The sequence below is a fragment of the Serratia sp. HNCC26DJ206 genome, assembly GCF_057180605.1.
Genome location: NZ_JBXUGP010000002.1, coordinates 144,629 through 161,293 on the forward strand (window position 1 = coordinate 144,629; position 16,665 = coordinate 161,293).

At 54.7% G+C, this 16,665-nt stretch carries 15 protein-coding genes; 7 read left to right on the forward strand and 8 right to left on the reverse strand.

The window, feature by feature from the left end; genetic code table 11:
• Positions 1 to 149: 149 nt before the first annotated feature.
• Together ppx and ppk1 are read right to left on the reverse strand one after the other, a co-directional pair.
• Complete coding sequence (ppx, locus tag AC2A1E_RS02075; protein ID WP_484382339.1) at positions 150 to 1,700, reverse strand: exopolyphosphatase; 1,551 nt, start codon at positions 1,698 to 1,700, stop codon at positions 150 to 152.
• A gap of 10 nt (positions 1,701 to 1,710) precedes the next feature.
• A complete protein-coding gene (gene ppk1 / locus AC2A1E_RS02080; protein WP_459401768.1) occupies positions 1,711 to 3,774 on the reverse strand; it encodes a polyphosphate kinase 1 in 2,064 nt (687 codons plus the stop codon).
• A gap of 257 nt (positions 3,775 to 4,031) precedes the next feature.
• On the opposite strand from ppk1, the gene AC2A1E_RS02085 reads away from it, so the two are divergent.
• Genes AC2A1E_RS02085 through pstB form a run of 3 tightly spaced genes read left to right on the forward strand, consistent with a single transcriptional unit; the run spans position 4,032 to position 8,714 of the window.
• Positions 4,032 to 6,206, forward strand: coding sequence for an ABC transporter permease subunit (locus tag AC2A1E_RS02085; protein ID WP_484382340.1), 2,175 nt, complete (start codon positions 4,032 to 4,034; stop codon positions 6,204 to 6,206).
• The gene (gene pstA / locus AC2A1E_RS02090; RefSeq protein ID WP_484382341.1) at positions 6,203 to 7,855 is read left to right on the forward strand and encodes a phosphate ABC transporter permease PstA; all 1,653 of its coding nucleotides are present in this window, start codon (positions 6,203 to 6,205) and stop codon (positions 7,853 to 7,855) included. Before AC2A1E_RS02085 ends, pstA begins: the two co-directional genes overlap by 4 nt.
• 46 nt (positions 7,856 to 7,901) lie before the next feature.
• On the forward strand, positions 7,902 to 8,714 hold the full coding sequence (pstB, locus tag AC2A1E_RS02095; RefSeq protein ID WP_484382342.1) for a phosphate ABC transporter ATP-binding protein PstB: 813 nt from the start codon (positions 7,902 to 7,904) through the stop codon (positions 8,712 to 8,714).
• An 8-nt stretch (positions 8,715 to 8,722) separates the two neighbouring features.
• Here pstB and AC2A1E_RS02100 read toward each other — a convergent pair whose 3' ends face one another.
• Positions 8,723 to 9,283 carry a bactofilin family protein gene (locus AC2A1E_RS02100; protein WP_484382344.1) on the reverse strand — a complete coding sequence of 187 codons (561 nt, stop codon included), beginning with the start codon at positions 9,281 to 9,283 and terminating at the stop codon, positions 8,723 to 8,725.
• Positions 9,284 to 9,770: 487 nt separating this feature from the next.
• On the opposite strand from AC2A1E_RS02100, the gene AC2A1E_RS02105 reads away from it, so the two are divergent.
• On the forward strand, positions 9,771 to 10,277 hold the full coding sequence (locus tag AC2A1E_RS02105; protein ID WP_484382345.1) for a DUF1993 domain-containing protein: 507 nt from the start codon (positions 9,771 to 9,773) through the stop codon (positions 10,275 to 10,277).
• 41 nt (positions 10,278 to 10,318) lie between these two features.
• On the opposite strand, the gene speG is transcribed toward AC2A1E_RS02105, so the two are convergent.
• The 3 genes from speG to purM all read right to left on the reverse strand — a co-directional run bounded on the left by speG (position 10,319) and on the right by purM (position 12,654).
• The gene (gene speG, locus AC2A1E_RS02110) at positions 10,319 to 10,864 is read right to left on the reverse strand and encodes a spermidine N1-acetyltransferase (protein WP_459401774.1); all 546 of its coding nucleotides are present in this window, start codon (positions 10,862 to 10,864) and stop codon (positions 10,319 to 10,321) included.
• 114 nt (positions 10,865 to 10,978) lie between these two features.
• Entirely contained in the window at positions 10,979 to 11,617 is a 639-nt protein-coding gene (gene purN, locus AC2A1E_RS02115; protein WP_484382432.1) for a phosphoribosylglycinamide formyltransferase, read from the reverse strand.
• Positions 11,617 to 12,654, reverse strand: coding sequence for a phosphoribosylformylglycinamidine cyclo-ligase (gene purM / locus AC2A1E_RS02120; RefSeq protein WP_484382346.1), 1,038 nt, complete (start codon positions 12,652 to 12,654; stop codon positions 11,617 to 11,619). Before purM ends, purN begins: the two co-directional genes overlap by 1 nt.
• Before the next feature lie 342 nt (positions 12,655 to 12,996).
• On the opposite strand from purM, the gene upp reads away from it, so the two are divergent.
• On the forward strand, positions 12,997 to 13,623 hold the full coding sequence (gene upp / locus AC2A1E_RS02125) for a uracil phosphoribosyltransferase (protein WP_459402736.1): 627 nt from the start codon (positions 12,997 to 12,999) through the stop codon (positions 13,621 to 13,623).
• 203 nt (positions 13,624 to 13,826) lie between these two features.
• The gene (uraA, locus tag AC2A1E_RS02130) at positions 13,827 to 15,116 is read left to right on the forward strand and encodes a uracil permease (RefSeq protein WP_484382347.1); all 1,290 of its coding nucleotides are present in this window, start codon (positions 13,827 to 13,829) and stop codon (positions 15,114 to 15,116) included.
• Positions 15,117 to 15,171: 55 nt separating this feature from the next.
• Here uraA and AC2A1E_RS02135 read toward each other — a convergent pair whose 3' ends face one another.
• The gene (locus AC2A1E_RS02135) at positions 15,172 to 15,387 is read right to left on the reverse strand and encodes a hypothetical protein (protein ID WP_484382348.1); all 216 of its coding nucleotides are present in this window, start codon (positions 15,385 to 15,387) and stop codon (positions 15,172 to 15,174) included.
• Positions 15,388 to 15,582: 195 nt separating this feature from the next.
• Between AC2A1E_RS02135 and hda the strand changes: the two genes are divergently transcribed.
• Positions 15,583 to 16,284, forward strand: a complete 702-nt coding sequence (gene hda, locus AC2A1E_RS02140) for a DnaA inactivator Hda (protein WP_484382433.1) — start codon at positions 15,583 to 15,585, stop codon at positions 16,282 to 16,284.
• A 12-nt stretch (positions 16,285 to 16,296) separates the two neighbouring features.
• Here hda and arsC read toward each other — a convergent pair whose 3' ends face one another.
• Entirely contained in the window at positions 16,297 to 16,650 is a 354-nt protein-coding gene (gene arsC / locus AC2A1E_RS02145; protein WP_484382349.1) for an arsenate reductase (glutaredoxin), read from the reverse strand.
• Positions 16,651 to 16,665: the final 15 nt, after the last annotated feature.

Below are 16,665 nucleotides of genomic sequence, written 5' to 3' on the forward strand. Positions count from 1 at the left end.
TCTTCCGCGTGTGGTAATGTTCAGCGATGCGGTGACCACCGCTGAACATTACCATTATACGGCCCCGCTTGGGGAAGCTAGCAATCACCAGCGCTGGAAATGGCACGCCATTATGAGCGGGAGTTCAATAAGAGGGCGATACTTTGCCCTCATGCCGAACGCTGTTCGTCCTGCTCGCTTTCTTCTTCGATCATTAACTGCCAACCTACCACATCATTCCAATAAGCCTGCTCACGCTCAAAATCCAGTTGCACCAGGTTGTTCTGCGCCAGATAACCGGCCGGGAAGCGCAGCGTCCAATGGTTATCGTCGGTCACCAGGCGCAATGTTTCTGGCGTAGTGGTGGATTGACGCTGATTGTTGAGCAGGGTGCTCAAACGCAGTAGCTGGATCAGCGGCAGATAGTATTTTTTCTTGAACAGATTCAGCCGTGGCAACTCTTCAAGCTTGATCGCTTTGCGGTGGAAGCGCACCAATGCGGCTAATAACCACTGTTGTTCCTGGTTGAAGCCGGGTAGGTTGGTATTTTGCAGGATGTAGGCCGAATGGCGATGCATACCGCTGTGGTTGATGCTCAGCCCAACCTCATGCAGCATGGCGGCCCATCTCAGCAGGGCTTCCAGCTGCGGCTGCACCAGCTTGGTGTTTTGCGCCATCCATTGGGCGTACAGCAGTTCCGTGGTATCCAGCACGCGTTTAGCCTGCTCACGATCGATATTGTAGTGATCCGCCAGGCTGGTGGCCGTGCGGCTGCGGATATCCTGATGGCGGAAGCGGCCTTCCATTTCATACAGTACACCTTCACGCAGCGCACCGTCGGAAAGGCGCAGATCGCGGATCGCCAGCGCATCGAACACGCCGCACAGAATGGCCAGCCCCGGCACGAATACCGATTGGCGATCTTCCGCCAGCCCCGGCAGGCTTAGGGCACTGAAGTTTTTAAACTGCAACACCTGCTCTGCCAGCATCTCCAGGCGATCCAGCGTGATCAGGCCGTCTTTTTCGCCCATCGCCACCAGCACTTCATGGGCCGCTTTGATAGTACCAGAGGCGCCCAGCGCGTATTGCCAGCCTTGAATACGGTATTGCCAGGCTAAGGTTTCCAGCTTTTGTGCTGCGGCCAGTCGTGCCCGTTTGAAGTTGGTTTTACTGATTTCTCCGCCAGGGAAAAACTGCTGCGCGAAGCTGACACACCCCATGCGGCGGCTTTCTGCCAGCAGTGGTTCAAAATCTTCGCCAATCACCAGTTCGGTGGAACCGCCGCCGATGTCGATCACCAGTTTACGGCCTTTTTCCGGTTGGGTATGTTCCACGCCCATAAAGATCAAACGCGCTTCTTCCTGACCGGCGATAATCTCGATCGGATAAGGGATCACCTTGGCTGCCCGTTTCAAGAACACTTCCGCATTCACCGCCTGACGCAAAGTATGCGTGCCGACGATGGTGACGTTATCGGCCGGGAACCCTTGCAGCCGTTCGGCAAACAGCGCCAGGCAGGCCAAACCGCGCTCGATGGCCTCTTCGCTGAGCACATTGTTACTGTCCAATCCATCGGCGAGGTGTACCCGCTGCTTTAAACGGCCCAATACCTGTAAAGCGCCGTTCACGACGCGAGCGATCACCATGTGGAAGCTGTTCGATCCAAGATCGATAGCAGCGATTTCCTGCGGTTTGTTGGTTACAGTGCTTTTTAGCGGCATAGTTGCTGGCCTACTTTCCTGGTTGTTCCAGAGCTTTTAAATACTCATAAATAGCCACCTGTGCGCGCACCTTGCGGCGGTTGCCGCGGGGTACGTACTGGTTGCTGAGTTCTTTGTCGATATAACGGGCTTTGACCGTATCGCTGAACAGGATCTCCAGAATATCCAGAACGCGCTGTTTCAGCACCGGATCCAGCAGCGATACCGCCACTTCGATGCGGTAATCTATATTTCGGGTCATCCAGTCGGCGGATGAGAGATAAACCCGTTTGTCACCTTTGTTGTCGAAAACGTAGACCCGGTCGTGTTCCAGATAGCGGTCCACGATGCTGATCACCTGGATATTGTCACTGATCCCCGGCAGGTTGGGGATCAACGAACACATGCCGCGTACCAACAGGCGGATCTTTACTCCGGCTGCGGCAGCGGTATATAACCGATCCACCAGCCCCTTATCCACCAAATTATTCACTTTCAACATAATACCGGCGTTTTCACCGGCTTGGGCGTTGACGATTTCGCGATCGATCAGTTCATACAGCATCCGGCGGGAGTTCTGCGGTGACACCATCAGATTGTCGAAAGTGACCGGCCGGTATGGGTTTTCAATGAAGTTGAAGACCCGGCGAACTTCGTTGGTGATACGTGAGTCGGCGGTCAGCAGCGAGTAGTCGGTATAAATGCGGGCGGTTTTCTCGTTAAAGTTACCGGTGCCTATATGAGCATAGCGCACAATGTCATCGCCTTCACGGCGTGAGATCAGGAACAGTTTGGCGTGGATTTTCAGCCCCGGCGCAGAGAAGATGACGTGCACTCCGGCTTCTGTCAGTCGCTTAGCCCAATGGATGTTGGCTTCTTCGTCAAAGCGTGCCTGCAATTCGACCACCACGGTGACTTTTTTGCCGTTGTGCGCCGCATGGATCATCGACTCAATAATGCGCGAATCTTTTGCCACCCGATAAATGTTGATTTTGATCGCCAGCACGCTAGGGTCGAACGACGCCTGGCGCAGCAGTTCGAGCACATGTTCAAAGGTGTGGTACGGGTAGTACAGCAACACGTCTTGTTCGCGGATGGCGTCGAAGCCGTTGCGGAATTTATCAAACCAGATATGGCGCAGGCGCGGCAACGGACGGTTGACCAGATTGGCTTTGCCGACGTTAGGGAAACTGATGAAGTCTTTGAAATTGTGGTAACGACCACCTGCGATCACCGAATCGTAGTTGGAAATCCCCAGCTTGTTGCGCAGTAATTCCACCATCTCATTCGGCATATCACGCTGATAAACGAAGCGCACCGGTTCGGCGGTCAGGCGCTGTTTCAAGCTCGACGACATCAGTTCCAGCAGGCTGGATTCCATCTCGGTGACCAGATCGTATTCCGCATCGCGCGTCATTTTCATCGAATAGGCGTTGAGGGTGTCGTAATCGAAGAAACCTTTGAAGATATCGTCCAGGCAGTAACGCAGAATATTGTCCAGCAGGATCATCGGTTTGCGGCGGCGCGGTGCTTCCGGCGGCAGGTTGACGAAGCGTGGCACCTTGTCGGACGGGATCTCCAGCAGCGCATAATCGATGCGCGTGCCGCGGATAATCTCCACCGCCAGATAGGTGTAATCATCTTTCAGGAACTGCACCAGATTGGTGTCGTGATTGATCAGGATCGGCGTGATGTGAGGCCGCAGGTGCTGTTTAAAATATTGCCGCAGCCAGATTTGCTGGTTTTCAGATACCTGGCGTTCGTTGATCAGGAAGATTTGATTGCGCGCCATTTCCAGCAGCAGATCGTTGTACAGGCTGTCGAATTCCTGATCGGTTTTTAACACCTTGGCCTGAATTTTTTTCAGCAAATGGCGCGGCATACCGCCCGAACCCTGTTCTTCGCTGATTAAGATGCGCCGTTTCAGTTCGGCAAAGCGGACTTTGTAAAACTCATCAAGGTTATTGGAGTAAATGCCTAGAAACCGCATGCGCTCAATCAGGGGATTGCTCTTATCTGCGGCTTCCTGCAATACGCGTTCATTAAAGGATAACCAGCTTAATTCTTTGTCGATGTAGAGCTTTTCCTGACCCATTGCCACTCCAGTTCAATTTTAGAAAAGGACTCGAGACACCGCCCAGTGTCTTATTCATTATTGCGAGAGAACCGCTGGAATGTCCAACATATCTACGGGCTTATCGCCCCCATTTTATACGGAAGCGGAAGACAATCAGCTCGGCCATGCGAAGAGATAACGCCCGGCATTTTTGTCATGCAAACGTCACAAAACTGACATAAGATGCCCGGTTATCTTAGGGTGCAAGCCAGCAAACGGAGCCGACAGCGAGAGACATGGCACAAACAAGGGTACATCAACATCCTCGCGATCGTTTGCGGGCACTCGTCGATCGTGGCGTGCAGGGCGCTGTCACCGCTACCGGATTGCTGGTGCTGATGACGCTGATGCTGATTTTTGTCTATCTGCTGCTCTCGGTATTGCCGCTGTTCAAACCGGTTTCCATCGGGGCGGCACGCCCGTTGCCGATCGTCAACGCATCCCCTGCCTGGGTGATTGGTATGGATGTGCAGCAGCGCATCGGTTACCGCATTGACCAACAGGGCGAAGGCCGTTTTTATCAATTAGTGGCGCAAGGTGATACCCGCGCTGGGCAAGCGTTAGCGCAACAAACCCTGCTGAGTAAACCGGTATTATTGGCGCGGGGGGTAGGTGAGCGCGATCTGTTTGCCTTGGCTCAGGCCGATGGCCGTTTGACGGTGGTCCAGGCTGATTTTGCTCCTACAGGCGGTGGCGAACCGCAATGGCGTTTCCCGTTGGGGCAGCAACCTGTGGCATTCGATCCGCAAGGGCAACCGTTGGCGCTGCTGGCGCTGGCCGAAGCGCGCGGGGGAACCACCCTGCTGGCGGCAGTCACCGACGATCATCGCTTATTGTTTGGCCGTTTCAACGCTTCAGCGCCCGTACAACTGACGCAACTGCAACTGAATGCTGCCGCGCAGCAACTGCTGTTGACGCCGGATGGCCGCCAACTCTATTTACTAAGCGGGAATCAGCTGGCCCGTTATCAGGTTGAAGGAACGCAGCTATCGTTGCGCGAGACGTTAACTCTTGGCGAACACCTGCCTTATGATCTGACGCTGTTACCCGGTGGCCACGCCCTGTTGATCCGCGCAGGGGACGGCAGCTTGCGTGAGTGGTTCGAGGTGGAAAAGGGTCAGCAGCGTCAACTGACGCCGATACAGCAATTTGAACACCGTGCGTTGCCCAATGAACTGCTGGTTACTGAGCCCTATCGCCGGGTGTTTGCCGCATGGCAGCCGGGTGGCGCTTTTGCGCTGTTTTCCAGCATTCAGCCGCAGCCGTTGTTGAATACCATCTTGCCCGGCGATGTGCAGCAGATGGCATTCGCGCCGCGTGGTGATGGCCTGCTGCTTGAAACGGTCCAGGGTTGGCAACATTACGCCGTGGATAACCCTTATCCTGATGTCACCTGGCGCTCGCTGTGGCAGCGGGTGTGGTATGAAAATTACCCTGAGCCTGCTTACGTTTGGCAGTCCACCTCGGGGGAGGATAGCTATCAGGCCAAGTTCAGCCTGATGCCGGTAATCTTCGGCACCTTCAAGGCGGCAGGTTATTCCATGCTGTTTGCCGTGCCGCTGGCCTTGGCCGGGGCGATTTATACCGCCTGCTTTATGTCGGCCGGGTTACGGCGCGTGGTGAAACCCGCGGTGGAAGTGATGGGCGCGTTGCCGACGGTGGTGATTGGGCTGGTGGCCGGTATCTGGTTGGCACCGCTGCTGGAGAATTATCTGCTGGCGATACTGGCTTTGCCGTTTTTGCTGGCAATAGTGGTGCTGCTGTGCGGTTGGCTGGTAAACCAGTTTGCCCCGGGCCGCTTGGTTCCGGGGATGGATTTACTGCTGTTGCTGCCGCTGGTGCTGTTGACCGTTTGGTTGGCGTTTGCCGCTGGACCATGGCTGGAGTTGCAACTGTTCGGTGAACCGCTGCATTACCGGCTGGGCGAGGGTTACGATCAGCGTAATGCGTTGGTAGTCGGTGTGGCGATGGGGTTTGCCTTGGTGCCGATTATTTTCTCGCTGGCGGAAGACGCCCTGTTCAGCGTACCCACTGCGCTCAGCCGGGGCTCGCTGGCATTGGGAGCCACCCAGTGGCAAACCGTGGTTGGCGTGGTATTACCTTCTGCCAGCGCCGGAATATTTTCCGCCTTGATGATTGGTTTTGGCCGTGCGGTGGGGGAAACCATGATCGTACTGATGGCCACCGGCAATACGCCGATCATCGATGGCAGCCTGTTCCAGGGCTTGCGCGCTCTGGCCGCCAATATCGCCATTGAAATGCCAGAGGCGGTGGTTGGCAGCAGCCATTACCGCGTGCTGTTCCTGACCGCACTGGTGCTGTTCATCTTTACCTTTATGTTTAATACCTTGGCCGAAGCCGTGCGTTTACGCCTGCGTGAGCGTTATACGCTGAATCAGGAGACGCCATGAGAAAGTGGATTAGCAGCGGCTCCCCCTGGATTTGGCTGACGGCCGCATCGGTGGCGGTCAGTCTGTTGGCATTGATCGGCATTTTGCTGCTGCTGGCCGGGCAGGGGATGCGCTATTTCTGGCCCAGCCCGGTTTACCAGTTCGAATTGAACCAAACCGCCGCAGGATCGGTGACGGTAATCGGTGAGCTTTATCAGCAACAGACGCTCTCGCGCCGCCAATTGCAGGACTCCGGCATTGTGCTGCCTGCGGGAGAGGCGCCAAGCGTCACCCGTTATCTGATCAAGGTGGGCAATCGTGAAATTGAAGGGCAGGATTTCCGTACCCTGCTGGCTAGTGATGTGCGCCTGCAAACCACACCGCCTGATGTGCTGGTGCTGGAACGCAATACCAATGGTACTGCCTACGGCTATCTGGCCGGGATGCTGGAGGACGGCCAACCGTTGACCGGGCGCGATCTCGGCCAGGCATTGCAACAGCGCTTGCCGCAGATTGCCGCGCTTTCCCGTCAGGCGCACGAGATTCAGTTCCGCGACATGGCGCGTATCAACCAGCAATTTGAAAGTCTGCGCCTGCGCGAAAAAAGCCTGCTGCATGATCAGCAACTGGATGAACGTTTACAGGCATCGATCCGTGCTGAAAGGCTGGAATTGCAGCGCCAGTATCGGCAACTGGCCGACAAGTTGCAGGGGCTGAACCGCGATCTGGAGCGTTCAGCCCTATTGTTACGCGATATGCACGGGCAAATTCACACCATTCCGCTGAGCCAGGTGCGTGATGCCTGGTATCCGAACGCGATGGGCAGCGGGCAGAAACTGGCGCACTGGGCCGATCAGGTACAAAAATTTCTCACCGACAGCCCGCGTGAGGCCAACACCGAAGGGGGTGTGTTCCCGGCGATTTTTGGCACCGTGCTGATGGTGATCCTGATGTCGATCGTGGTGATGCCGTTTGGCGTCATTGCTGCGCTCTATCTGCATGAATATGCGGGTAATAATCTTCTGACACGCCTGATTCGTATTTCCGTGGTCAACCTGGCCGGTGTTCCCTCGATCGTTTACGGCGTATTTGGTCTTGGCTTTTTCGTGTATATGATCGGCGGCACCCTCGACCAGCTGTTTTACCCAGCATCGCTGCCGAATCCGACGTTTGGCACGCCCGGCGTGCTGTGGGCGGCGTTGACGTTGGCGCTGCTGACGTTGCCGGTGGTGATCGTGGCCACCGAAGAAGGACTGTCACGTATTCCCGCCACGCTGCGTCAGGGATCGCTAGCACTGGGCGCGACCCGTGCGGAAACGCTGTGGCACATCGTGTTGCCGATGGCGGCACCGGCGATGATGACCGGCTTGATCCTGGCCGTGGCGCGTGCCGCAGGGGAAACGGCGCCGTTGATGCTGGTGGGCGTGGTGAAGTCGGTGCCGGTGTTGCCGGTGGATGATATTTTCCCGTATCTGCATTTGGAGCGGAAATTCATGCACCTCAGCTTCCAGATCTACGATATGGCATTTCAGAGCCCCAGCGTAGAGGCGGCGAGGCCGTTGGTGTTCGCGACGGCGTTGCTGCTGGTATTAATTGTGGTGGGGCTTAATCTGGCGGCGATGGGGATTCGCCACTCGCTGAGGGAGCGGTATAAAACATGGTCACAATAATCTGTTGCCGCAGAGTGAAAGAGGGCGACGCTTTGGGGAATGCACAATGGGTTTGATGATGCCAGACAGCTTACCGCGGCTGGATGTTCAACATCTTGCGGATGAGGATACCGCACTGGCGGTCAACGGCCTGAATCTGTTTTACGGTGCCAAGCAGGTGCTACACGATGTTTCTCTGCGTATTCCGAAACACCGCGTCACGGCGCTGATTGGGCCTTCCGGCTGTGGGAAATCAACGCTGTTGCGCTGTTTTAACCGCATGAATGATCTGGTAGACGATTGCCGCATCGAGGGTGAGTTGCGGCTTAACGGCGAAATCATTTCCGGCCCACAGGTTGAGGTGGCTGCACTGCGGCGGCGCGTTGGGATGGTGTTTCAGCGGCCAAATCCGTTCCCGAAATCCATCTACGAGAACGTGGTTTACGGCCTGCGGCTACAAGGGATCCGTGAGCGGCGGATTCTGGACGAAGCGGTAGAGCGATCCCTGCGGGCGGCGGCTTTGTGGCACGAGGTGAAAGATCGCCTGCGTGAGAACGCGTTCCGTCTGTCCAGCGGCCAGCAACAGCGCCTGGTGATTGCTCGCGCGATCGCGATTGAGCCAGAAGTGCTGTTGCTGGATGAACCGACCTCGGCGCTGGATCCGATCTCCACGCTCACCATCGAAGAGCTGATTTCCGCCCTGAAACAGCGCTACAGCGTGGTACTGGTGACGCACAATATGCAGCAGGCAGCGCGGGTTTCGGACTATACGGCATTTATCCACCAGGGACGATTGGTGGAATATAACCATACCGACAGTCTTTTCACCTCACCGCGCCAGCGCCGTACGGAGGATTACATCACTGGCCGGTATGGTTGATGGCAGTTTTATTTGGCTTGCTTGTTTGATGGTTCTGGCTGGTTTTCGGGTTCAGCGGAGCTAAGCGCGGTTTTCAACGGTGTGACTTTGGTCTGAACCGGAGGCTGCGCCTTCTGCATCAGCTGTGATTGGCCGATAAACACGCCGCCTTTCTCGATCGAGATTTCGTCGGCAAAAATATCGCCGCGCATGCTGCCTTTGGGCTGAATCGACAGCGAGTCGGCGTAGCAACGGCCTTCAACCGAACCGTTAATCATGATCTGCTGCGCGCGGATTTCGCCTTTCACATTGCCGCTGTTCTCAATGCGCACCATGTGCATACAGATGATGTTCCCTTCCACCTTGCCTTCGATAATGATGTTGCCGTCACCTTCGATAACGCCAGTGAACTGGGCACCATTAGAGACAAAGGTGTCTTTCTTGGCACGGATCGGTTTGATGGCATCAGCAACGTCATTTTGCGCCGTGGATTCAGATTGCATCATCGCCTGTGATGCCACAGGTTGGTCAATCACCTCTGGTGCAGTTGACTCACTGATAGATTTTTTCTGTTTATTGAATGACAACATTTTATTCATCCTTGGGATTTTGTAGATAAACGCAAGAGTTACTAACAGCAGAACGACCAGAGCCGTGAGCAGCGTTCGGTTTAAGTAAGTGCCACTGGTGCCGATCTCAGTCAGCCAAAGCATGATGAGCAATGCCCATAATACCCATACACACCATAATAAGTTGTATTTACGCATGTTTTTCAGGCCGGTTGAATTCCATTAGCAGCGGAGGGCGGGGAGTTGTGTTGCCTGTCCGCAGCCACTGTTTCTATAGGGGGCTATCCGTAGTGGCGGGAATGATACCTAACAATGGCCATTAAATCATCATTCGGTTTATTAATCAGAATTTGTAAGAACGTGCATTTTCAATTTTAATTCAAATAATAATATGATTTTTATAGTTATTTGTCTGATTGGCATAAATCGCTAAACAATTCGGCAACATTGAGCTGGCGGAAAGCGTAAGATTCGTGCAGGAAATTCGTCGCTAAACTCAGGAGGTTTTATGTCATTGTCGATTTATGCCCATTCCCCTGCGCAGTTCGTCCGTGGTTTGCAGAATCTGTCGTCTTTATTAAAGAAAGGTGAACAGTTTCTGCAAGAAAAACAGTTGGCTGAAAGCACGCTGTTAGACGCGCGGCTGGCAGCGGATATGTTTCCTCTGCTGCGACAGGTGCAGATAACCAGCGATACCGCGAAAGGTGCCGTTGCCAGACTGAGCGGGCAGGAAGTGCCAGCGATGCCGGACAACGAGGCGAGCTTTGCCGAGTTGCACCAGCGTATCGAGAAAACCATTGCCTATCTGCAACGTTTCCAGCCGGATGATTTTGCCGACGCTGACGGGCGCACCATCACATTGCAGAGCAAATCGCGGGAGTTCAGCTTCACCGCGGAAGGATATCTGCTGACTTTTGCTATCCCCAATTTCTATTTCCATCTGACCACGGCTTACGCCATCCTGCGTCATCAGGGGGTTGAACTGGGCAAAATGGACTATCTGGGTACTGTCTGATCTTGTGACCACCGGGGAGGGGTATGCTCCCCGGTAGGTGATTATTTTAGCGGTGCTGGCGGCGTTTTGAACTTCGCCAGATACTGTGGCTGGAAGATACACATGCGCAGCACGGTGCGGTACTCGCCGTTAACGAAGAATTCATCGATCAACTCGCCTTCCACTTCGAACCCCAATTTGCTGTAAATGTGAATCGCTTTTGGGTTCTCTTTGTCGACGATCAGATACAGCTTGTAGAGATTCAGCACGGAAAAACCATAATCCATCGCCAGTTTGGCGGCGGTGCTGGCGTAGCCTTTGCCCTGATGGGCCGGATCGATAATGATTTGGAATTCGGCACGGCGGTGGATGTGATCGATCTCCACCAGTTCGACCAGGCCGACTTTGGCCCCTTCGTGTTCGATGATGAAGCGTCGCTCGCTCTGATCGTGAATGTGCTTATCGTACAGATCGGCTAGCTCGACAAAGGCCTCGTACGGCTCTTCAAACCAGTAGCGCATCACGCTGGCGTTATTATCCATCTGGTGAACGAACGCCAAATCGTCCCGTTCCAGTGGGCGTAATTTGACGCTGGTGGTGCTCGGCATACTCTATCCTCAACATGATAAATATGCGTAAAGTATAACGCCGGGTGTTGGATTAGGACGAAAAAAAACGGTGCCACTCAGGGCACCGTTTAGGCTGCATTCAGATTACAGGCGCTAGTCCGCTGCATATCCTTGCGCTGGCAAGCGTTCACCATCCAGCCAGGCTGCGTTATCCCGCATTGCCAGCCGCCCGGCAACGAACCAACTCACCACCAGAGGATAAATGTGGTGTTCCTGAGTTTGCACACGTTCGATCACCTCATTTTCCTCGTCGCCGGGGAAAATGGGCACCTTGGCTTGCAGGATCACCGGGCCACCGTCGAGCTGTTCGGTGACGAAATGCACCGAAGTACCGTGCTCGCTATCGCCATTGTCGATCGCTTGCCGGTGAGTGTGCAGGCCGGGATATTTCGGCAGCAGTGAAGGATGGATATTCAGCATGCGCCCGGCATAGTACTGGACAAAGGCGTTGCTGAGAATGCGCATATAACCGGCCAGCACCACCAGATCGGGTTGATACTGGTCAATGGCTGCAGCCAGTGCAGCGTCAAAAGCTTCACGGTCGGCAAAGGCTTTGGCATCGAGCGCGTGAGCGGCGATCCCGGCTTCTGCGGCGCGTTGCAGGCCATAGGCCTGGGCTTTGTTGCTGAATACCGCCACGATATTGGCGGCAATCCGGCCCTGCTGGCAGGCATCAATCAACGCCTGGAGATTCCCCCCCTGGCCGGAGACCAACACCACAATCTTTTTCATCACTGAATAATCACTTGTTGTTCGTCAGAAGAAGCGGTCAGTTTACCGATCTTCCAGGCTTTTTCACCGGCGGCGGTCAACAAAGCGATAGCTTCTTCAACCGCGTCTTCCGGCAGCGCAATCACCATACCTACGCCACAGTTAAAGGTGCGGTACATCTCATGGCGGCTGACGTTACCTGCCTGCTGCAACCAACTGAAGATTGCCGGCCACTGCCAGCTTGATTCATCAATCACCGCCTGCATGCCTTCTGGCAGCACGCGTGGGATGTTTTCCCAGAAGCCGCCGCCGGTCAGGTGAGCAATGGCGTGAACCTCAACCTTGGCAATCAGCTCCAGCACCGATTTGACATAAATCTTGGTCGGTGCCAGCAGGTGATCCGCCAGTGATTGGCCTTCCAACGTGGTTTGAGTAGGATCGGTATTGCTGACTTCGAGGATCTTGCGCACCAGCGAATAACCGTTGGAGTGCGGGCCGGAAGCGCCTAATGCGATCAACGCATCACCCGGCTGCACTTTGCTGCCGTCGATAATCTCGGATTTTTCGACCACGCCGACGCAGAAACCGGCGACGTCATAATCCTCACCGTGGTACATGCCCGGCATTTCGGCGGTTTCGCCACCCACCAGCGCACAGCCAGACTGTTTACAGCCTTCGGCGATGCCGGTGATCACGCTGGCCGCGGTGTCGACGTCCAGTTTGCCGGTGGCGTAATAATCCAGGAAGAACAGCGGTTCAGCACCCTGAACCACCAGGTCGTTCACACACATTGCAACCAGATCGATACCGATGGTGTCGTGGCGTTTCAGGTCCATCGCCAGACGCAGCTTGGTGCCCACGCCGTCGGTACCCGAAACCAGTATCGGTTCGCGGTATTTCTGCGGCAACGCACACAGGGCGCCAAACCCGCCCAGACCACCCATCACTTCCGGGCGGCGGGTCTGTTTAACTACACCTTTGATGCGGTCTACCAATGCGTTGCCAGCATCGATATCGACACCTGCGTCTTTATAGCTGAGAGAGGTTTTGTCGGTCACTGCGCGATCCCCACGACGGTTTGCGGTTTGAAAACTGTGCGTCCGGTGTTGGTTCCGGAACAAGGCGCGGCAATTCTAACAGCGCAAGCAAACGTTTGCGAGAGCCTTATCGGCCTGCTTCCACTTTTCGTTTCATCTTTCCGTTGCCTTGGGCGCTGCGGCATACCAGCGTTTGCGGATTCATGCACTTACCCTAAACCGTTGCCCGAGGTTTATTGGGTATATAATAATTATCAATCTTTTGTTGATCTCGATACGGCTATTGGTAGTGGCGCACGCGGGAAAAGGCGGTATAATCCCGCGATTTTTTTGGCCGTCAACCGCCTTAATAGGAGAATAATGATGAAGATCGTTGAGGTGAAACACCCGCTGGTTAAACACAAACTTGGTCTGATGCGCGAGCATGACATCAGCACCAAACGTTTTCGTGAACTGGCTTCTGAAGTGGGGAGTTTGTTGACCTATGAAGCGACCGCCGATCTGGTGACTGAAAAAGTGACCATCGAAGGCTGGTGCGGGCCAGTTGAAGTAGAGCAGATTAAAGGGAAAAAAATTACCGTGGTGCCGATCCTGCGTGCCGGGCTTGGCATGATGGAAGGGGTGCTTGAGCACGTACCGAGTGCGCGTATCAGCGTAGTGGGCGTGTACCGTGATGAAGAAACCCTGGAGCCGGTGCCTTATTTCCAGAAACTGGTCTCCAACATTTCAGAGCGTATGGCGCTGGTGGTTGATCCGATGCTGGCGACCGGTGGTTCGATGATTGCGACTATCGATCTGCTGAAAAAGGCGGGTTGTACCAGCATCAAGGTGCTGGTGCTGGTTGCTGCGCCAGAGGGGATCAAAGCGCTGGAGAAAGCGCACCCGGATGTTGAATTGTATACCGCTTCCATCGATCAGTGCCTCAATGAGAAGGGCTACATCGTGCCTGGCCTGGGTGATGCGGGCGATAAGATATTTGGTACAAAATAACGTCGAGCCGACCAGAGAGTCGGCTTTTTTATGCTCGTCGTCTTTCAAGCTACAGCGTTGTTGGCTGCGGGCGCTAACCCCAGTCACTTATTAAACATAAGCTCCTGGGGATTATCGCCCTTGCCGCCTAGCTGTAACTTGAAATCCATAGAGCATTCATAATCAAGCCAACACAACTGATAATAGTTCAGAGGAAAAAATACATGACCCGTCGCGCCATCGGCGTTAATGAACGCCCGCCGTTACTCCAGACCATCCCACTCAGCTTCCAGCATCTGTTCGCCATGTTTGGTGCGACCGTTTTGGTGCCGATACTGTTCAAGATCAACCCGGCGACGGTGCTGCTGTTCAACGGCATTGGGACGCTGCTGTATCTGTTTATCTGTAAAGGCAAGATCCCGGCGTATCTCGGCTCCAGCTTTGCGTTTATTTCACCGGTGCTGCTGCTGTTGCCGCTGGGTTATGAAGTGGCGCTCGGCGGTTTTATCATGTGCGGCCTGCTGTTTTGCCTGGTGGCCTTGATTGTGAAAAAAGCCGGAACCGGCTGGCTGGATGTGATCTTCCCGCCAGCGGCAATGGGGGCCATCGTGGCGGTGATCGGTTTGGAACTGGCGGGCGTGGCAGCCAATATGGCCGGGCTGCTGCCTGCCGAAGGCACCTCTGCTGATACCACCACCATTACGATTTCCCTGGTGACTCTGGGTGTGACCGTGCTCGGTTCGGTGCTGTTCCGTGGTTTCCTGGCCATCATTCCGATCCTGATCGGGGTGTTGGTGGGCTATGCGCTGTCGTTCGTTATGGGCGTGGTGGATCTGTCTCCGATCATCAATGCGCCATGGTTTGCGCTGCCAACCTTCTATACGCCGCGTTTTGAATGGTTTGCTATCTTCACCATTTTGCCTGCGGCATTGGTGGTGATTGCCGAACACGTTGGTCACCTGGTGGTGACGGCTAATATCGTCAAAAAAGACCTGCTGCGCGATCCGGGTTTGCATCGCTCAATGTTTGCCAACGGTATCTCAACGGTGATCTCCGGCTTCTTCGGCTCAACGCCGAATACCACCTATGGTGAGAACATCGGCGTGATGGCGATTACCAAGGTGTATAGCACCTGGGTGATTGGCGGTGCGGCGATTCTGGCGATCCTGCTTTCCTGCGTGGGTAAGCTGGCGGCGGCGATCCAGGCGGTGCCGGTACCGGTGATGGGCGGTGTTTCCCTGCTGCTTTATGGCGTAATCGGTGCTTCGGGCATCCGTGTCTTGATTGAATCTAAAGTGGATTACAACAAGGCACAGAACCTGATCCTGACCTCGGTGATCCTGATTATCGGGGTGAGCGGGGCCAAACTGCATATCGGCGCGGCAGAGCTGAAGGGCATGGCGCTGGCGACCATCGTCGGTATCGGCCTGAGCCTGCTGTTCAAGGTGATCAGCCTGTATCGCCGAGAAGAAGACGTGATTGACGTGCCGGAAGAACGGCGCGATCACAAATAACGCTTAACGTTGCGTTGTGGATTGGACAGGGCGGATTTATCCGCCCTGTTGGCGTTTAGGGGCTGACCGGTTTCTCTACCGGCTCATTGGCACCGTCGGTTTCCTGCGGTTGCTCATCCGTGCTGTTTTTGCTTTCTTCAGCCGCTGAGCCTTCTTGCATCTGCGTTGCGCTGGTTTTTTCCGGGGCAGAATTGGCCTTGGAGGCGTCATCGCAACCGGCCAACAGCAAGCCAATAATTGAAGCCAGCAATACTTTGTTCCATGATTTCATTGTTTATTATCCTTGCCAGAATCTGAAGGGCACCGTCTAGAGTGAGCGAAGCCAAGTGCTTTGGGTATAGCAGTGATGCAGCATGATCGCCATCTCTGCTCACTATTGCGGCATAAAAACCTGCCGGTTCAACAGTTCGCGCTTTTTGTGATAGACTTGCTCTGTTTTCCTGCCAGTTTTGGTTGAGGTGCTTCCCTGAATACGCCGGCACAGCTTTCACTGCCACTTTATCTTCCCGATGATGAAACTTTTGCCAGTTTTTATCCGGGTGAGAACCCATCCCTATTCGCCGCGATCCAGTCTGCAATCCGTCAGGAACATGGTAGTTACATCTATTTCTGGTCACGCGAGGGCGGTGGGCGCAGCCATTTGCTGCATGCGGCCTGCGCTGAACTTTCGCAGCGTGACGAAGCCGTCGGCTATGTACCATTGGACAAACGGGCTTATTTCGTGCCGGAAGTGTTGGATGGCATGGAGCAACTGGCGTTGGTGTGCATCGATAATATCGAATGTATTGCCGGTGACGAAGAGTGGGAGATGGCGATTTTTAATCTCTATAACCGCATTCAGGAAACCGGGCGTACGCGTTTGTTTATTACCGGCGATCGTCCACCGCGCCAGTTGAATTTGCATTTGCCGGATCTGGCCTCCCGTCTGGATTGGGGGCAGATCTACAAGCTGCAACCGCTTTCTGATGAAGAGAAACTGCTGGCACTGCAATTGCGCGCCAAACTGCGTGGTTTTGAACTGCCGGAAGACGTGGGCCGGTTCCTGCTCAAGCGCCTGGATCGTGAAATGCGCACGCTGTTTATGACGCTGGATCAGCTCGATCGCGCGTCGATCACCGCGCAACGCAAGCTGACCATTCCGTTTGTGAAAGATATTCTCGGTTTGTAAGGGCCCGCAGAATCAGAGGATCTCCAGCACTTGCTCCGGTGGTCGGCCAATGCGTGCCTGGCCGCCTTTTACCACGATTGGCCGTTCGATCAGTTTCGGGTTGGTCACCATCGCTTGTAACAGTTGCTCTTCGCTCAGGCTTTCATCTGCCAATTTCAATTCTTTGTACAGATCCTCTTTCTGCCGCATCAGTTCACGTGCGGAACTGAAACCCAGTTCTTTCAGCAGCTTTTTCAGTTCATCTACCGATGGCGGGGTTTCCAGATACAGCACTACCTTGGGGGTAATGCCCTGCTGCTCCAGCAGTGCCAGCGTTTCGCGGCTCTTTGAGCAGCGCGGATTGTGGTAGAGAGTGACATTTTTCATTGCAATCATTCCTTG